At 43.7% G+C, this 18,756-nt stretch carries 17 protein-coding genes; 9 read left to right on the top strand and 8 right to left on the bottom strand.

Annotated features, from left to right (window positions below):
* Nucleotides 1-46: 46 nt before the first annotated feature.
* A complete protein-coding gene (locus FMM05_RS18060) occupies nt 47-3,400 on the top strand; it encodes a reprolysin-like metallopeptidase (RefSeq protein WP_143374823.1) in 3,354 nt (1,117 codons plus the stop codon).
* A 172-nt stretch (nt 3,401-3,572) separates the two neighbouring features.
* Here the strand turns inward: FMM05_RS18060 and FMM05_RS18055 are convergent, their stop codons facing one another.
* Entirely contained in the window at nt 3,573-4,103 is a 531-nt protein-coding gene (locus FMM05_RS18055; RefSeq protein ID WP_143374822.1) for an antibiotic biosynthesis monooxygenase, read from the bottom strand.
* Between the two features lie 148 nt (nt 4,104-4,251).
* Here FMM05_RS18055 and FMM05_RS18050 point away from each other — a divergent pair, with 148 nt between their 5' ends.
* From FMM05_RS18050 to FMM05_RS18030, 5 genes are all read left to right on the top strand, one after another.
* On the top strand, nt 4,252-6,153 hold the full coding sequence (locus FMM05_RS18050) for a S9 family peptidase (RefSeq protein ID WP_143374821.1): 1,902 nt from the start codon (nt 4,252-4,254) through the stop codon (nt 6,151-6,153).
* A 77-nt stretch (nt 6,154-6,230) separates the two neighbouring features.
* Entirely contained in the window at nt 6,231-7,430 is a 1,200-nt protein-coding gene (locus FMM05_RS18045) for a C1 family peptidase (RefSeq protein ID WP_143374820.1), read from the top strand.
* Nucleotides 7,431-7,565: 135 nt separating this feature from the next.
* A complete protein-coding gene (locus tag FMM05_RS18040; RefSeq protein WP_143374819.1) occupies nt 7,566-8,147 on the top strand; it encodes a hypothetical protein in 582 nt (193 codons plus the stop codon).
* Between the two features lie 61 nt (nt 8,148-8,208).
* A complete protein-coding gene (locus tag FMM05_RS18035) occupies nt 8,209-8,817 on the top strand; it encodes a hypothetical protein (RefSeq protein ID WP_143374818.1) in 609 nt (202 codons plus the stop codon).
* Nucleotides 8,818-9,262: 445 nt separating this feature from the next.
* On the top strand, nt 9,263-10,846 hold the full coding sequence (locus FMM05_RS18030; RefSeq protein WP_143374817.1) for an FMN-binding glutamate synthase family protein: 1,584 nt from the start codon (nt 9,263-9,265) through the stop codon (nt 10,844-10,846).
* A gap of 134 nt (nt 10,847-10,980) precedes the next feature.
* Here the strand turns inward: FMM05_RS18030 and FMM05_RS18025 are convergent, their stop codons facing one another.
* Complete coding sequence (locus FMM05_RS18025) at nt 10,981-11,346, bottom strand: hypothetical protein (protein WP_143374816.1); 366 nt, start codon at nt 11,344-11,346, stop codon at nt 10,981-10,983.
* A gap of 240 nt (nt 11,347-11,586) precedes the next feature.
* Here FMM05_RS18025 and FMM05_RS18020 point away from each other — a divergent pair, with 240 nt between their 5' ends.
* Together FMM05_RS18020 and FMM05_RS18015 are read left to right on the top strand one after the other, a co-directional pair.
* Nucleotides 11,587-12,102, top strand: a complete 516-nt coding sequence (locus tag FMM05_RS18020) for a hypothetical protein (RefSeq protein ID WP_143374815.1) — start codon at nt 11,587-11,589, stop codon at nt 12,100-12,102.
* A 6-nt stretch (nt 12,103-12,108) separates the two neighbouring features.
* Complete coding sequence (locus tag FMM05_RS18015; protein ID WP_143374814.1) at nt 12,109-12,732, top strand: hypothetical protein; 624 nt, start codon at nt 12,109-12,111, stop codon at nt 12,730-12,732.
* Nucleotides 12,733-12,899: 167 nt separating this feature from the next.
* Here the strand turns inward: FMM05_RS18015 and accC are convergent, their stop codons facing one another.
* The 6 genes from accC to pdxA form a co-directional block, all read right to left on the bottom strand.
* The gene (gene accC / locus FMM05_RS18010; protein ID WP_143374813.1) at nt 12,900-14,252 is read right to left on the bottom strand and encodes an acetyl-CoA carboxylase biotin carboxylase subunit; all 1,353 of its coding nucleotides are present in this window, start codon (nt 14,250-14,252) and stop codon (nt 12,900-12,902) included.
* An 87-nt stretch (nt 14,253-14,339) separates the two neighbouring features.
* Nucleotides 14,340-14,825: an acetyl-CoA carboxylase biotin carboxyl carrier protein gene (accB, locus tag FMM05_RS18005; protein ID WP_143374812.1), complete on the bottom strand. Its 486-nt coding sequence runs from the start codon at nt 14,823-14,825 to the stop codon at nt 14,340-14,342.
* A gap of 25 nt (nt 14,826-14,850) precedes the next feature.
* Nucleotides 14,851-15,849: a beta-ketoacyl-ACP synthase III gene (locus FMM05_RS18000; protein ID WP_143374811.1), complete on the bottom strand. Its 999-nt coding sequence runs from the start codon at nt 15,847-15,849 to the stop codon at nt 14,851-14,853.
* Nucleotides 15,850-16,018: 169 nt separating this feature from the next.
* The gene (gene rpmF, locus FMM05_RS17995) at nt 16,019-16,213 is read right to left on the bottom strand and encodes a 50S ribosomal protein L32 (RefSeq protein WP_026993360.1); all 195 of its coding nucleotides are present in this window, start codon (nt 16,211-16,213) and stop codon (nt 16,019-16,021) included.
* A 6-nt stretch (nt 16,214-16,219) separates the two neighbouring features.
* A complete protein-coding gene (locus FMM05_RS17990) occupies nt 16,220-16,768 on the bottom strand; it encodes a YceD family protein (protein WP_143374810.1) in 549 nt (182 codons plus the stop codon).
* 119 nt (nt 16,769-16,887) lie between these two features.
* Complete coding sequence (gene pdxA / locus FMM05_RS17985; protein WP_143374809.1) at nt 16,888-17,955, bottom strand: 4-hydroxythreonine-4-phosphate dehydrogenase PdxA; 1,068 nt, start codon at nt 17,953-17,955, stop codon at nt 16,888-16,890.
* Between the two features lie 53 nt (nt 17,956-18,008).
* Between pdxA and FMM05_RS17980 the strand changes: the two genes are divergently transcribed.
* Nucleotides 18,009-18,599 (top strand): riboflavin synthase, encoded by a 591-nt coding sequence (locus tag FMM05_RS17980; RefSeq protein ID WP_143374808.1) that lies wholly within the window; start codon nt 18,009-18,011, stop codon nt 18,597-18,599.
* Nucleotides 18,600-18,756: the final 157 nt, after the last annotated feature.

Genomic DNA, 18,756 nt, shown 5'->3' with positions numbered 1-18,756 from the left:
TGTTAAAAAGTAACGTTATTTTTATAGGATACCAACTGTAATATTTATGAAAAATGCACTACTAACATTCGCCATGTTGGCATCATCGGCATTGGCAAGTGCCCAAAGCGGCAAAACATTCTTTACCCCTGCACAGCAGCAAAGCGGCATAGCTACTTTTAATAACAGGGCTGCCCTACCGGGCAAAACATTGTTTAACCTTAACATGCAGGGCCTTAAGGCTGCCCTTGCCAATGCACCACTCCGCGGAAGCGGCACGTCTAAACTCGTTATTTCATTTCCGGATGCTGATGGCGTTATGCAACGCTACCGTATTATCGAAGCCCCCGTAATGGAAGCCGAGCTTGCAGCGCGTTATCCTGAAATTAAATCGTATGCCGGCCAGGGTGTAGATGACCCTATGGCTACCATCCGCTTTAGCGTTTCGCCCTTAGGCCTGCAAACCATGACAATGGCTGCCGATAAATCGGCCGTGTTTATTGAGCCCTATGCAACCGACCTGTCTACGTATTCGGTTTACAAAAGGGCAGACAAAACCATTCCGTTTTCTAAATTCGACTGCCAGGTAATGGACCATGCCTCAAAATCTATTAATGGCAGCCCATCTACACTACGGCCTAATGCAGATGATAGCACCCTGCGCACCTACCGCCTTGCCATGAGCGTTACCGGAGAATACACCGCATACTACGGCGGTACAAAAGCACTGGCCCTGGCAGCAATTAACGCTACCATGACGCGTGTTAACGGGGTTTTTGAAAAAGATTTTGGCGTACACATGAACCTCATTGCCAATAACGATGCGGTTATTTACACCAGCGCCTCAACCGACCCCTACGGCAGTACCGATGCCAATTACAACAGCCAGCTACAATCTACACTTACCAGCGTTATTGGTAACGCCAATTATGATATCGGCCACCTTATGTCGGCCATTGGCAATAATGGTAATGCAGGATGCATAGGCTGCGTATGCGCCAGCGGAAAAGGCAGCGGGTTTACTACCAGCACCGCACCTTTAGGCGATAATTTTGATATTGACTTTGTAGCCCACGAAATGGGCCATCAGTTTGGCGCCAACCATACCTTTACTTTTAGTAACGAAGGCACGGGCGTACAAAACGAGCCCGGCAGCGGCACTACCATTATGGGTTATGCAGGTATTACCGGTGCTACCGATGTGCAGCCACACAGCGATCCGTTTTTTCATGCCGTGAGCATACAGCAGGTAACCAACTATGTAAAAAGCACAAGCTGCCAAACCAACACGCCTACGGGCAATGCCGTACCAACAGCTAATGCGGGCAGTGATTACACCATACCCAAAGGCACACCATTTATGCTAACAGCCAGTGGTACCGATGCTAATGCCGATGCACTTACCTACTGCTGGGAACAAATGAATTCAGGAACCTCAACCACTACCTACCCAAGTGTAACGGCAACTTCGGGGCCTGCATTCAGGTCGTTTGTACCCAGCACCAGTGGGGTGCGCTATTTCCCAAGGCTTGCCACCATTAAAACCGGCGCAACTTCATGGCAATGGGAGGCTGTACCCAATGTGGCACGCACGTTAAACTTTAGGGTTACTGTACGCGACAACCACGCGGGCGGCCCTGCCAATAACAGTGATGACATGGTAGTAACTGTAAATGCAACCGCTGGGCCTTTTGTGGTAACAGCACCCAATACCGCAACATCATGGGCGGTTGGGTCTGCCCAAACCGTAACATGGAATGTAGCCGGAACCACTGCAAACGGCGTTAACACCGCCAATGTAGATATTTTACTCTCTACCGATGGTGGCGATACCTACCCCATTACCCTGCTAAGCGGAACCCCTAATGATGGATCGCAGGCTATAACCGTGCCTAATAACCCGGGCACATTAAACAGGATAATGGTTAAGGGAAGCAACCATATTTTCTTTGATATATCTAACACGAACTTTACCATAACTACAAGTACGGGCGACCCTACGCCGCCTTCTACCCCGCTTAACCTTGTAGCATCGGGTACTACGCAAACCACAACCAATTTATCATGGAGCGCTTCTACCGATAATGTTGGAGTAACCGGGTACGATGTATTCCAGGGCGGCGTGTTTAAGGCTAACGTTACCGGCACTACCTATACTGTTACCGGGCTAAGTGCTTCAACCGCTTACAGTTTTTATGTAAGGGCTAAAGATGCTGCGGGCAATGCATCGGGCAACAGCAATACCGTTAACGTAACCACACTTGCAGGTACGGGCGGATCGGCATACTGTGCCTCTAAAGGCAACAGCGTAGCCGATGAATACATAAGCAAAGTGCAGTTGGGCACCATCAATAATACTTCAACGGGCGGTACGGGTTATTCTGATTTTACATCGATATCTACCAACTTAACCAAAGGCACAGCCTATACGATAACTGTTACACCAACGTGGACAGGCAGTGCTTACCCTGAGGGATACGCTGTTTGGATAGATTATAACGCCGATGGGGATTTTAGCGATACAGGTGAGTTGGTATGGAGCAAAGCAGCCGCAACCACTACCCCTGCAACAGGCACGTTTACACCACCCACAACTGTCATTACAGGCACAACCCGAATGAGGGTAAGCATGAAATATAACGGCATACCAACGGCCTGCGAAGCCTTTAGCTATGGCGAGGTAGAAGATTACACCGTTAACCTTACCACAGGCTCCGGAGGTGGTACAACACCAACAGCTTATTGTGCCAGCAAAGGCAACAGCGTAGCCGATGAATATATTAGCAAAGTACAGTTTGGCACCATCAACAATACCTCTACGGGTGGCACCGGTTATTCTGATTTTACATCGGTATCTACATCGGTAAACAAAGGGTCGGCATACACCATTACTGTTACCCCAACATGGACAGGCAGTACTTACGCGGAAGGCTATGCTGTTTGGATAGACTACAATGCCGATGGGGATTTTAGCGATTCGGGAGAACTGGTTTGGAGCAAAGCGGCTTCTACCGCTACACCGGCAACGGGGTCGGTTACCATTCCCGCGACTGCTACAACAGGGTCAACGCGCATGAGGGTCAGCATGAAATACAATGCAGTGCCAACCGCCTGCGAAGCCTTTAGCTACGGCGAGGTAGAAGATTACACCATTGTAATTGCCGGTACCGGTAAAGGTGGGCAAAGCGTTCAGGCCATAGCCGATATTAAGCTATATCCTAACCCTACGGAAGATATGCTCAACATTACCAACATTACCAATCAGGCAACCTACAGGATAATCAATATTTATGGACAGGTAACCTCACAAGGCAAACTTACCGAGGGCACTGTAAATGTTGCCAACCTTGCATCCGGCACCTACCTCATAGAAATTAACGACAACGGAACGCTTTCTACCCTTAAGTTTATTAAAAAATAACAGGATACATCAATGTTTAAAAGCTGCCTTCGGGCGGCTTTTTTATTTAAAAATCAGTACGTTTACATGAATATATGCCGTAGCGCCGGGCTCATGCCGGTTGCATAAACTCTATGAATTACTACTATTCCAACATTTAGCTTTGAAGGAGCGGGATATAAATTTAATGAATCTACTTATTAAGCCATCCCTTAAGTAGTTTTGTAACAAGCGGCATTACTACCCAGGTTAACAAGCTTACCACACATGCGCCAAAAACCAACTGTTGTACAAGCACGTTTGCGTTGGCAATAAAGGGGCCAATTACATAGGAAAGAAAAACTCCCGTTGGCACAACCCCAATAAGTGTAGCAATGGCCATTTTATACCGCGGCGGTTGCCCAGGCGATCTAAACCATGCCTCTAACCCTGTTAAGTTGCGGTATATTCCCGGTTCTGTAACTGTGTTGGCATAGGCATCCCAGTCTTTAAATAGCTGCGAGCTGTAAAAGGCATCGCGCTCGGCTTCGCTGGCAAAGGTGCGCAAAATACCTATCTCGTTAGGTTGCGCGCCCGGCAATGCGGTTATCATCCCCGCACCCTGAACCCCGCCCTGTATAAACGATTCGCCTAAAAAATTCCTGAGGGCCGTTTTAAACTCCTCCTCTTTTCCGGGCAATACTTTTCTAACAATAGCAACGTGTACAGGTTTTTGTGTTTTCATGGTTTGGGGTTTATAAATGCGGCATAAATATAATCCATTTTTAAAAAGCCCGTAAATCTTTACGGCAGCTTTACAGTAATTTGATGTTTAATGCCTGTGCCTAAAAACTATTAATTATTTTTGGGAAAGTTTTTACACAATTCAACACATGAAAAAAGTTCTTCTCTTAACATTAACCATCATGGGATTATCTGCTTCGGCACAAAAAAGCATGACACCGGAACTGCTTTGGAGCCTGGGCCGCGTGAGCACACTGGGCATTACTAAAGACGGAAAAAGTATTGTATATAAAGTGAGTAAGCCTAATGTGGCCGAGAACAAATCGGACGCAAAGTTTTACACCATTCCTGTAACCGGGGGCGCAGCTACCGAAGTTAAGGAATACAAAGCGCTGCTGGCCGATAAGTATGTATCGCCCGATGGCAAATACTTTCTTACAAGTAAAGAAATTAAGGTAGAAAAAGTGTTGGGCAGCGACCATTATACCGACCTTGATAAAAGTACCGTACAAATATATGACGGGCTGGATTACCGCCACTGGGATACCTGGAACAACGGCACCCATAACCACGTGGGCTTTACTCCCGTAGCCGATAAAGATAATTTTACCGATATTATGCCCAATGAGCCGTATGATTCGCCGCAAAAGCCTTTTGGCGGTGAGGAAGATTACGCCTGGAGCCCCGATGGCAAAAGCATTATCTACGTTAGTAAAAAGAAAGCGGGCACGGCGTATGCCACCAGTACCGATACTAATATTTACGAGTACAACCTGGCTGCTAAAACCACCACCAACCTAACGCCAAAGAACCCGGGGTATGATACCAACCCGGCTTATTCGCCTGCGGGCGACCTTACCTGGCTGCAAATGAAACGCGACGGTTATGAGGCCGATAAGAATGATATCATTGTACGCTTTAAAGGTATGGATATTAACCTTACCGGCGGATGGGATGGCACGGTAGACAGTTTTATGTGGAGCCCCGATGGTAAAAAAGTATATTTTGTTGCCCCTATAGACGGTACAAAACAATTGTTTGAGGTTAACTTTCCCGGGTTAACAAAAATTGCCGTTACCGTTACGCAGTTAACCGATGGCTATTTTGATGTAAACCACATTGTGGGCTTTAGCGGCAACACTGTTATTATAGAGCGTGCCGATACCAACCACGCTACCGAGATTTACAGCTACGACCTTAAAAAGAAAACATGGAAACAGCTTACCACCGTTAATAACGAGGCGTACAGCTCTATTAAGCTAAGCAAGACCGAGAAACGCTACGTTACCACTACCGATGGTAAAAAGATGCTTGTTTGGGTAATACTGCCTCCTGATTTTGATGCGAAAAAGAAATACCCTACTCTATTGTATTGCCAGGGTGGCCCGCAAAGCGCGCTAACGCAGTTTTACTCGTTCAGGTGGAATTTCCAGCTTATGGCAGCACAGGGATATATCGTGGTTGCGCCTAACCGCCGCGGTATGCCTGGGCATGGTGTGGAGTGGAATGAAGCCATCAGCAAAGACTGGGGCGGCCAGGTTATGGACGATTACCTTAGCGCTATAGATGATGTGGCTAAAGAGCCGTATGTAGATAAAGGCAGGCTGGGTGCCGTGGGAGCCAGCTACGGTGGCTACTCGGTGTTTTATTTAGCGGGTATACACAACAACCGCTTTAAAACCCTTATAGCACACGATGGTGTGTTTAACCTGCAAAGCATGTACGGCACTACAGAGGAGGTTTTCTTTACTAACTGGGACAGCGGCGGCCCGTATTGGGAAAAAGATAATGCAGCAGCGCAAAAAACCTACAGCCAGTTTAACCCGGTTAATTATGTAGAAAAGTGGAATACCCCAATACTTATCGTTCAGGGCGGTGTTGATTTCCGTGTGCCGATAGGCCAGGGACAGGAAGCATTTCAGGCGGCACAGTTAAGAGGCATAAAAAGCCGCTTTTTATATTTCCCCGATGAGAACCACTGGGTGCTGAAGCCGCAAAATGCACTGGTATGGCAACGCGAATATTTTAAATGGCTAAAAGAAACTTTGTAGAATTTTCACAAAACATTAAGATTTTGTAAATTTTATGTATTTTTGGCCTAATTATCACACATTAAATGTATAAAGCTATGTCTAATTTTTCAATTAAGCCCTTTGTTGCCGCATCATTACTGCTTGCAGGCTTTCAGGGTGCTAATGCACAGGATTACCTTGTAAATTCGCTTAAAAGTAACCAGAGCGCAAACAGTAAAGATTCGTTTCAGTTTAAAGATGTTATAAATATCGAGAATACGCCGGTAAAAAACCAGGGATCATCGGGTACGTGCTGGAGTTATTCGGCCAACTCGTTCCTGGAGTCGGAAATGATCCGCGCAGGCAAGCAGCCGGTAGAGCTTTCCCAAATTTACACGGCACGTAATGCTTATATAGAAAAAGGTATTAACTATGTGCGCATGCACGGCGCTATTACCCTTGGCGATGGCGGTGCCCTGCACGATGTTATAAATATGTACCGCAAATATGGCGCTTTGCCGCAAAGCGTTTATACAGGCCTTAACTACGGCACTACCAACAATAAATTTGGCGAAATGGCTGCCATGAACGAAGGCCTTCTTGCTGCGGTGGTTAAAAACCCTAACGGTGAGCTTTCTCCAAACTGGGTTAAAGCCTATACATCGGTTATTGATACGTATCTTGGTGAAGTACCGCAGTCTTTTGACTATAAAGGCAAAAAATACACGCCGCAAACTTTTGCTAAAGAGGTGGTAGGCCTTAACCCTGATGATTATATTGAGCTGTCATCGTTTACAGATCATCCATACTACACACAGTTTGTACTTATGGTACCGGACAACTGGTCGCTTGACCTGGTGTACAACGTAAAAATGAACGACCTTACCGATATTATAGATGCTGCCCTTAAAAGTGGGTATACTGTAGGCTGGGCAGGCGATGTGAGCGAAAAAGGCTTTAGCTGGAAAAACGGTGTTGCCTACATTCCTGCAAAAAACCCGGCTGATATGACTGCTGAGGAAAAAGAGTCAATCTTTAAAGGCCCGCAGCCGGAACTTGAAATTACTGAGGCTTTACGCCAGAAAGCATTTGACGACTACCAGACTACCGATGACCACGGTATGCACATTGTAGGCCTTAGCAAAGACCAGAACGGTAAAGAATACTACATTGTTAAAAACTCATGGGGTGCCACTAACGACTACAAAGGTTACCTGTACATGAGCAAAAACTTTGTAAAATATAAAAGTACTGCCATACTGTTAAACAAGGGTGGCCTTACTAAAGAGATGACTAAAAAGTTAAACCTTAAGTAGTAATCCTTATTTTCAGAATAGAAAGTCCGCACATCGTTGCGGACTTTTTTTGTGTTGTTAAATGGTTAAGTGCTTCATTATTTAAATTTTAAGGTTATTTTAGCCCTATAGGTTATTAAATCTCTCAAAAATTGCATGAAAAAATTACGATGTTTTATTATAGCGCTAACGGCTTTTTGTGGGTTTAGTACGTACGCCCAGGACAGCCTTATTACCCAGCCCTTACCCACAGTACGCAGCCTTGTAAATATACAGGTGGGCATTGTAGGCGGGTATGTTAGTTATGAGGCGCGCATTAGCAACCAGTTCGCCCTGCGTACCGAAGCCGGCCTTGCAACAAACCTTTACAGCCGCATTAGCGAGGGCTACTTTACCCCAAACCTTACGGTAGAACCACGCTGGTATTATAATATAGAAAAGCGTGCGCGCCTTAATAAACGCACCCGTAACAACAGCGCTAACTTTGCAACCGTTGCCGTTACTTATTATGATGCTGTGTTTAAAGTAAGGGGTGGCGATGACGATGATTACGTTCCGCAGCAAATTGCGTTTATGCCTAAGTATGGCATTAGGCGCGATATAGGCCGAACCAACCTAAACTATGAAATTGCACTGGGCATTGGCTATCTTTTATTTTTAGATGATGCAACTAAACCTACCGTAAAGACCGGCGAACTGGCCGCCGACATCCATTTTAGGATTGGGTATACTTTTTAGCAGTTTTATATTTGGCTATGAATATTTTAAAGCTAATTTTGCCGCCAATTAATCTCCCCTAATGAAAAATACTTTACTCGCCTTACTATTTACGGGCTTTGCGTTTAACGCTTCTGCTCAAACCGCTGAAACAACCACTACCGAAACTGCATCCGGCATGGTAGAAAAATCAATCATTAACGTACAAACCGGTGCCGTAGGCCTTTGGGGCAGCTATGAAGGCCGCCTTAGTAACCGCTGGGCACTTCGTGCCGAAGTGGGCCTTGACCTTTGGTTTTATGAAGCGTATGAGGGCTATAGTTTTGCTAACAAAAAGACAGGCTCGTTTTTAGCGCCAAGCGTTAGTGTAGAGCCACGCTGGTATTATAACATAGAAAAACGTGCCCGTAAAGGCAAATACAGTGCAAACAATAGCGCCAGCTTTGTAACGGTTGCCATAAAATATTACCCCGACCTGTTTAAAATAGGCGGCCCTGACTATTTGTATGTACCTAACCAAATAAGCATTATACCTAAATGGGGCATTCGCCGTTCTATTGCAAAAAGTAATTTTAATTACGAGCTGGGCTTTGGTATCGGCTACCTGCGCTACCTTGACGACAGTTACTATTATTCTGAAAAATCAGATGTAGCAATAGACGTTCATGCACGTATAGGCTACACTTTTTAATACACATCCCGAAGTTAGCGCTTCGGGATTTTTTTTGATGTTACGTTCGCCTCTAAGGGCACGTCACTGCGAGGGAGGTACGACCGCAGCAGTCTCACTTGTTAGTAAAGATTGCTTCGTCGTTCCTCCTCGCAAAGACTTTCCCTGTAAGATGAGAAGCCAGGTAATTTGGCCACACCCCCATCAACGCGTGAGGGATTGCAGCGAACAGCCCACAGCGGGTGGCTGAGGCACGAAGCCGCCTGCGAGGACTGGCAGCGTAAAGCCCGGCCCGCAGGGACACGCCCAAAATTACTTATGCAGAATTATTCAAAATAACGTTTTCATAATGTTTTAGGCAAGGTTATAGAGAGGTTAAATAAACGGTTCTGATTAATTTTGTAAGGATTAAACATAAAAAACCTGCGCTTTTGCTTTTGCCGATAGGCGCATGGTACCAAACCGTATGAGAAAAATATTTTTAATTGCCAGCGTTACTGCCCTGGCCATAATTGCACTGCTAACGTATATTAATGTAAAGTCGGCATTGCTGCTGTTCATATTTTTACCGCTAATTTTAATGGGCCTGTATGATATGTATCAGTCTAAAAAAACCATTAGGCGCAACTTTCCGCTACTGGGCAGGCTAAGGTATTTACTGGAATCTATCGGCCCCGAAATGCGCCAGTACTTTTTTGAAACCGACCTTGATGGCAAGCCGTTTAACCGCCTGCAACGCAGCCTGGTGTACCAGCGTAGTAAAAAAGACCCCGATACCATGCCTTTTGGTACTCAGCTTGATGTGTATAACGAAGGTTACGAATGGATAAACCACAGCATACGTGCCATACCTTTTAATAAGGTAAACCTGGAGCCTCGGGTTAAGATAGGTTCATCGCAATGCGAAAAGCCGTATGAGGCGAGCCTTTTTAACATTAGTGCCATGAGTTACGGCTCACTTAGTAAAAATGCCATACTGGCGTTAAACTCGGGTGCCAAGCAGGGTAACTTTTACCACAACACGGGCGAAGGTGGCCTTTCTCCTTACCACCTGCACGAGGGTGGCGATGTGGTGTGGAACATTGGTACCGGCTACTTTAGCTGCCGTGACGATGATGGTAATTTTAGCTATGAGCAATACACCAAGCGCGCCGTGCTGGATAACGTAAAAATGATAGAGATTAAATTCTCGCAGGGTGCCAAACCCGGTCACGGAGGGATATTACCTAAAGAGAAAGTTACCGATGAAATTGCCAACATCCGCCTGGTGCGCAAAGGGCACGATATTATTAGTCCGCCCTACCACTCGGCGTTTACAACGCCGCTGGAGCTGATGGACTTTGTAAAACTGCTTCGCAAAGGCAGTGGCGGCAAGCCTATTGGCATGAAAATTTGTATTGGTAACAAGCACGAGTTTATTGCCATTTGCAAGGCTATGGTGCAGACTAAAACGTACTTTGACTTTATTACCGTTGATGGTGGCGAAGGTGGTACGGGTGCTGCCCCTCAGGAATACAGCGACCACGTGGGTATGCCATTGCGTGATGCCCTTGCCTTTGTGTATGACTGCCTTGTGGGTTACGGTATTAAAGACCAGATTAAGATTATTTGCAGCGGTAAAATCATTACCGGTTTTGATATTATTAAGGCGCTTTCTATTGGTGCCGACCTTTGTAACTCGGCACGTGGAATGATGTTCGCCCTGGGCTGCATACAGGCGCTGGAATGCCATAACAACACCTGCCCTACCGGTGTTGCCACCCAGGATCCGCACCTTGTTAAAGGACTTGTACCCGAGGAAAAAAGCGTGCGCGTGTTCCGCTTTCAGCATGAAACGGTTAAGAGCGCTATGGATTTAATGGCATCGGCGGGTATTGCCCATCCCGATGATGTAGACCGCAGTGTGGTGAGTATGCGTACCGACCGTACCACGATTAAAACCTACGAGCAAACCTACCCTGAGCCTGTACCGGGCTGTATGCTTGAAGGCCACTCGGTACCTACCGATATGTTTTACTTTTGGAAGAAAGCGAGCGCAGAGCGGTTTTAATACAGTGATGTATTGGACACAAATTTCACTAATTATCATAAATTAATTTGTGCTAATTCGTGTCGGACTATAGGTAATCTATAATCGATTCTAAAACAAAACCCGAAGCGTTTGCTTCGGGTTTTTATATATCCTTATTTTTCAAGGCAATCTTTTAATTTCTTTTTGTTGTCGGCCCTGCCGGCACCATAAATTTTGTATTGATCTTCGGTAAGAACACTTTTAAGTTTCGCTTCGCGGTCGTCGTCAATAGTTTTTAGCTTTTTAGCCTGCTCAACTTTATTAACGCTTTTTGCTTTGCTGTCCTTAACTTTTACCAGGTAGGTTTTGTTAATTTCCAACACTTTAGCATACTGACCATCATTTAGGGCAAGCTGCGTTTTCATACCGTCGGTTACTTTTTTAGTACCCTCGGCAACTTTGTCCTGCGCCATAGCAGCCGTTGTAAACATAACAAGCAGCGCCATCGCACTTGCTAACTTTTTTAAGATCTTGATCATTATTTGTTTTATTTATAGGTTGATAATCCGGATTCAGGGCAGCAATAGCCGACCCAAATTTTGATTGTCCGAATATACTTATTTTGATTATCTATACAAAAAAATTATTGCGGATTGGAGGGGATATTTTTTTGTTGGTGAGTTTGATTTAAAAGCACGGATTGCAAATCGGTGATATCGTGGGGTCTTTTTTGTTACCTTTATATCCATTCATTTTTTTTGTTATAAATCTAATCATAAATGCTATTCGAACAAGCAGCAGAAGCAACACAGAATAATGATTCTACATTCAAGATATTGGCAATACTATCACCATTTTTGAGTGGAATTATCATCGGTTTCATTACCAACAAACTTTCGAATAAATCGAAGAAAATGGAATTACTTTATCAAAGTAAGATTCCAGCTTTCAAAGAAATACATAAAGCATTAATTATGTACCGAACTTATCTAAATTCTATTATCGCGGAAAACGAAGGAAATGAATTTTATCCTCAATCTGAACAAACAAATAATTCATTGGGGCATAGAGGTATAATTTTAGAAGCTTTTGAATTAAATGGTATTTACTTAAATAAAAGTAGTAAAAAAGCCATCGAAGATTTAATTGGTAATATGTCCATTCTCTGCAATATTGAACTTTGGCAGGCTGGCGGAACAGATTCAACGGAAATTAATACAGTAGCTGCTTACGAGGAAAGCGTCAGTGAAGTGGACAAAGTAATAGAGTTATTATATAAAGACCTAAACCTGTAAACACCTATGGATCAAGAATACTATAAAACGTTTTATAATAGAATTATTGAAAGAAATCATGAGAAACTTTTTCCTTATCGTGAATTTGAGTCTCCTATATTCTGCAATTTGACAGGCTTGATGAATGAAAACTTTACTTGCCTAATGTTTGATAATTTCATTGCAAGTATTACTGTTAGTAATCATATTTTGGAAAGAATGATAAAGTTGACTCTTATTTACAATAAAAGTTTGCATGCTGACAAAGCAACCTCAATAGCAGCATATAATCAGTATCAGGGCAAACCTTTGGGGAAAAATATTGAAGCCTGCAGAAACCTCAATATCATTAGCAAACAAGAATATGACCATCTCAAACAAATTGTAAATGATGTAATGAGAAATGGTTTTTCACATTCTGAATTTGAAAAAGTGATAGGAGATATTCCATATGTCACCAAAGGTTATCAGGGCAGCTTCCATAGTCGAGAAATCAAGGAGGTTGAAATCGATAGAAGACATTTTGTTTCACTTTCTCAGATGATGATGCATGATTTCGCAAAACAAAATGCCTTTGAGTATTATAAATATCTAAGATACTTGCTATCCGAATTAGAGAAGAGATTGTTAGAAAAAACTAAAATGGATTAATTAGTACATCCAAATATATAATTATCTTAAATTTTATTCATACTAGTTTGAAACTTCAAAAAATTTAAATGTGCGATAAATCGCCAACAATATACCAATTTAACCCCAAATAAAAAGCCCCACGCAATGCGTGGGGCTTAATGTATATTGAAAAGTGCAGAGGAAAACTATTCTTCTACGCGTTCGTTCATTTTAAAACCTTCCATAAACTTGGTGGTGTAGTTACCGGCAACATAATCGGGCTCATCCATCAACTGCCTGTGGAAAGGAATGGTGGTTTTAATACCCTCTATAATAAACTCATCTAAGGCACGCTTCATTTTGCTTATGGCCTCTTCCCTCGTTTGGGCTGTGGTAATAAGTTTAGCGATCATAGAGTCGTAATTAGGCGGTATGGTGTAACCACTGTAAACATGAGTATCAAGCCTTACACCATGGCCACCCGGCATGTGCAGGGTAGTGATCTTGCCCGGCGACGGACGAAAATCATTATACGGGTCTTCAGCATTAATACGGCATTCTATAGAGTGCATTTGCGGCAGGTAGTTTTTGCCGCTAATAGGCACGCCTGCTGCAACAAGTATTTGCTCGCGTATAAGGTCGTAATCTATAACCTGCTCGGTAATAGGATGTTCTACCTGTATACGTGTATTCATTTCCATAAAGTAGAAATTCCTGTGTTTGTCTACAAGAAATTCTACGGTACCGGCGCCTTCGTAAGCAATGTATTCTGCGGCTTTAACAGCGGCAGCGCCCATTTTATCGCGAAGTTCGTCGGTCATGAACGGAGACGGAGTTTCTTCAGTAAGTTTTTGGTGGCGGCGTTGTACCGAACAATCCCTTTCAGAAAGGTGGCAGGCTTTACCAAAAGAGTCGCCCACTACCTGAATTTCGATATGGCGTGGCTCCTCGATAAGTTTTTCCATGTACATACCGTCGTTACCAAAAGAGGCGGCAGCTTCCTGCCTGGCGCTTTCCCATGCTTTAAGAAGTTCTTCTTCTTTCCACACGGCACGCATACCTTTACCCCCGCCGCCGGCCGTAGCCTTAAGCATTACAGGGTAGCCAAATTCTTTAGCCAGTTTTACAGTTTGCTCGTACGATTCTAATAAACCGTCAGATCCCGGTACACAAGGTACACCGGCAGCCTTCATGGTTGCTTTGGCCGTAGCTTTATCGCCCATTTTGTCTATCATCTCCGGCGATGCGCCTATAAATTTAATACCGTGCTCCTGGCATATCCTGCTAAAACGTGCGTTTTCGCTAAGGAAACCGTAACCCGGATGAATAGCATCGGCATTGGTTATCTCGGCAGCGGCAATTATATTTGATATTTTCAGATAAGAAAGGTTGCTTGGCGGCGGGCCTATACATACGGCCTCGTCAGCAAACTTAACGTGCAGGCTCTCGGCATCGGCAGTACTGTATACCGCAACGGTTTTTATGCCCATTTCCCTACAGGTCCTTATTACACGAAGTGCAATTTCTCCCCTGTTTGCAATTAGTATTTTTTTGAACATCACTTAGAATTTTAAATGTTGAATTTTAGATCTTAAATTATTTCAAACGGTGAAATTCACCATTTAAAATGTATAATTTAAAATTCTTTATGATGGGTCTACAAGGAATAACGGCTGGTCGTACTCTACAGGAGATGAATCATCTACCAGTACTTTTACGATCTTGCCCGATACTTCGCTCTCTATTTCGTTAAACAGCTTCATAGCCTCTATAACACATACAACATCTCCTTTAGAAATGTTACTGCCTACTTCTACGAACGTAGGTTTATCCGGCGATGGTTTCCTGTAAAGCGTACCAATAATTGGCGACTTAATTACAAGGAATTTAGAGGTGTCTTCTGCCGCCGGGGCTACCGGTGTAGTAGCTGCGGGAGCAATTTGTTGTTGCGGCTGGGCTACAGGAGCCTGCTGCTGAACCGGTACCTGCTGAACGTAGGTTGTAGTCTCGGGGGCGCCGGCCTCGTTAGTTGTTTTTATGGTGATCTTAATATCATCCATCTCTAATTTAACTTCTGTAGCTCCGGACTTAGCCACAAACTTTATTAGGTTTTGAATTTCTCTGATATCCATACTTTTCCGTTTTGTTTAGTTTGTTTTATTTTGTGTCGTAGGCCCATTTAAGGTAGATGGAACCCCAGGTAAACCCTCCGCCAAAAGATGCGAAAACAAGGTTGTCCCCTTTTTTAAATAAGTGTTCAAAATCGTGTAGTAACAGCGGCAGTGTGGCCGATGTTGTATTCCCGTACTTTTCTATATTAATAAGCACTTTAGATTCGTCTACGCCCATGCGCGAAGCTGTTGCATCTATAATCCTTTTATTGGCCTGGTGGGCTACTAAAAAGTTTACATCGCTGTGCTGCAGGTTATTTCTTTGCATTATCTTCTCGCTCACATCGGCCATGTTAGATACTGCATATTTAAACACGGTTTTACCGTCCTGGTGCACAAAATGCTGTTTTGCAGCAACTGTTTCATGGGTTGGTGGCAGTAAAGATCCGCCGGCCTCTATTTTAAGGAATTCACGGCCTATGCCATCGCTCCTTAATACTTCGTCCTGCAGGCCAAGGCCCTCCTCATTAGGTTCAAAAAGTACCGCACCGGCACCATCGCCAAAAATAATGCACGTGGCCCTGTCGGTATAATCTATTATAGAAGACATTTTATCGGCGCCTATAAGCAGCACCTTTTTATAACGGCCGCTTTGCACATAGGCAGCAGCGGTACTCATACCGTATAAAAAGCTGGAGCAGGCCGCCTGAAGATCGTAAGCAAAAGCATTAACGGCGCCTATATGGCTGGCCACATATACTGCGGTTGCAGCAACGGGCATATCGGGTGTGGCAGTTGCCACAAGCACCATATCTATATCCTCTGGGTTAGTACCCGATTTTTTTAGTAAATCTTCGGCTGCTTTTATAGCTAAAAAAGAAGTCCCTTTATCGTTATCCTTAAGAATGCGCCTTTCCTTAATGCCTGTACGGGAGGTAATCCATTCATCGTTGGTATCTACCATTGTTTCCAGCAGTTTGTTTGTTAAAACAAATTCAGGAACATAGGCCCCTACGGCGGTAATGGCGGCAGTTAGTTTACTCATATAGAATTATAATATCATTCAGTCCGGGCGGCGGGGGAAGCCCAAAAAGTGGTGGAAATTACAAAAATTTTACAATATGGCAGGCAATAAGCCCTCCTAATTTAAAAAAAAGGGTATTTAACAAAAAAACTCCCACCAAGTGAGAGTTTTACCCTTTACTTTCCAGCAATTAAGCTACAGCTTCTGCTTTATCGATAACTACCTGGCCTCTGTAGTACATTTTGCCTTCATGCCAGTAAGCTCTGTGGTATAAATGTGCTTCGCCTGTTACCGGGCATGTAGCGATTTGAGGAACAGATGCTTTATAATGTGTCCTTCTCTTATCTCTTCTTGTTTTCGAGGTCTTTCTCTTAGGATGTGCCATTTTACTCTAATTATTATCCGTTAATAGTTTCTTTAAACCGTCCCAACGGGGGTCGGTGCTTTTTGTTTCTTCTTCTTTTTTGGGCTTTACCTGCTCTTTTTTAGGAGCAAGTTCTTCCAGCTTATTTAATATTGCGGCATCTAAAGTGCCGTCTTTAATTCCGGGATGCACCCGTTTAGTAGGAACCGACAGTATTATCATTTCATAAATATACTGCGCCACATCTACCTGGTATTCGCCATGTGGCAGCACCAGCAGCTCGTCGTTATCATTATTAAATTCGTCGCCAAACTTAACAATCAGTACCAGCTTGCCTTTTATAGGAAGATCAAAATCTTCGTTACTAAGGTCGCACGGTACATTAACGGTGCCTTTATGCTTAAAGCTAAGCTCCAGCATAGTGCTCTTTTTTTCTAATACAAGATTTACTTTTACATTGACGTTGTTATACTCGTCAAATTCAAAGTCATCAAAGAACTTTTTATCAATATCAAACTGGTGTTTTCCCTGCTTTAATCCCACAAAGGGAATTAAAAATTCCTTGTTCACTTTCATGTTTCCGGCCAGTTGTTACTGTTTTAGTTAAACAAATGCGGCTTTAAAATACCGCAACTCATTTCATTCCAACAGTTTTGAGCGTGCAAAGATATAAAATTATTGCAAATCCAATACTGTTATGAATATTTTTTTGATTCTTCCTGTTTTTCCCTTATTTTCAGGGGGTTGCTTGTAAGGTTATCGTATTCTGCACGGTTGTGGTAAACATCCAGCGCCAGGTAAACGGCTTCCTTAAACGAATTATGGTCGGCCTCGCCTTTTCCGGCAATATCATAACCGGTACCATGATCCGGCGATGTGCGAATGCCCTCTAAGCCTGCGGTATAGTTTACACCGTTGCCAAAAGACAGGGTTTTAAACGGTATAAGCCCCTGGTCGTGGTAGGCCGCAATAATGGCATCGTACTTTTCGTACTGGCCGCTACCAAAAAAACTATCGGCGCTAAACGGGCCAAAAACACGCACACCCTCTTCAAACAACTTTTTAAGCGCAGGCTTAACAATAGTATCATCTTCTTTACCAATAACACCATTATCGCCACTGTGCGGATTTACCCCTAAGATAGCAATTTTAGGGCCATTTATCTTAAAATCTTTTTTAAGCGATGTATTAATGGTAAGTATCTTTTTACGGATAAGCGCCTCGGTTAAATGTGCCGAAACCTCGTTTACCGGTATATGGTCGGTAAGCAGCCCTACGCGCAGGTTATCCTGTACCATAAACATAAGGGCATCGCCTCCAAGCTCCTGGTCTAAATAATCGGTATGCCCGGGGAATTTAAATTCGTCGCTTTGTATGTTGTATTTATTAATAGGTGCCGTAACCAGCACATCTATCTGCTTTTCTTTAAGGGCGGCAACGGCTTCGGTAAACGATTTTATTGCATATTTACCCACCTCCGGGTTGTTCTTGCCAAAATCGATATTTACGCCCTCGCGCCACACATTAAGCACGTTTATTTTGCCTACAACTAACTGGTCTAAACTATCTATGCCGTGCAGTGCACACTCCAAGTTAAAGGTTTTTTTTATGAACGACAGCACTTTTACATTGGCAAAGATTACCGGGGTACACATATCCAGCATTCGGGCATCTTCAAAAGTTTTTAGTAAAACCTCTGCGCCTATGCCGTTTAGGTCGCCTATTGATATGCCCATTATTACATTTTCTCCCTTTTTTGCCATGATGCTGTTTATTGCTTAATTTTACAACTACAAATTTAGTAAAATTAATCAGCATGTTTACAGGAATTATTGAAACCGCAGCAACCATAACTAATATAGTAAAGGAAAACGACAATATACACTACACTCTTACCTGCCCTATTGTAGCCGAACTTAAGATAGACCAGAGCCTTAGCCATGATGGTGTGTGCTTAACGGTAGTAGCACTTGCACCCGACAGTTATACCGTTACCGCTATTAAAGAAACGCTGGAAAAGACCAATTTAAAGGAGTGGACGGTAGGTACCAAGGTGAATTTAGAGCGCGCCATGAAGCTGGGCGACCGCCTGGACGGCCATATTGTGCAGGGCCACGTAGACCAGACCGGTGTTTGCACCAGCGTAGAAGAAGCCGGCGGCAGCTGGTATTTTACTTTTACGTATGATGCAGGGCCTAACAACATTACGATAGAAAAAGGATCTATAACCGTAAACGGCGTGAGCCTTACCGTAGTAAACAGCAAGGCTAACGGGTTTAGCGTAGCGATTATTCCGTATACGTATGAGCACACCAACTTTAATACTTTTAAAGTAGGCACCACCATTAATTTAGAGTTTGATGTGGTAGGCAAATATGTAGCAAGGCTGCACGCTTTAAGGAGTTAAGCTCTGAAAATATTTTATAGGAAGCCTCACGTTTGTGGGGCTTTTTTTGTTACTATCGATTACCGTTGACAAGACAAATTTGCTCTAAAAAAATGGCGCACCTGTATCTCTGAAAGGTTATTAAAATAAGATTCTAATTATTTTTTTGAGAAGTCTT

Origin of the sequence: Flavobacterium zepuense (assembly GCF_007097145.1) — a bacterium.
GTDB lineage: Bacteria > Bacteroidota > Bacteroidia > Flavobacteriales > Flavobacteriaceae > Flavobacterium > Flavobacterium zepuense.
This window is presented reverse-complemented; position numbering and strand designations above follow the sequence as displayed.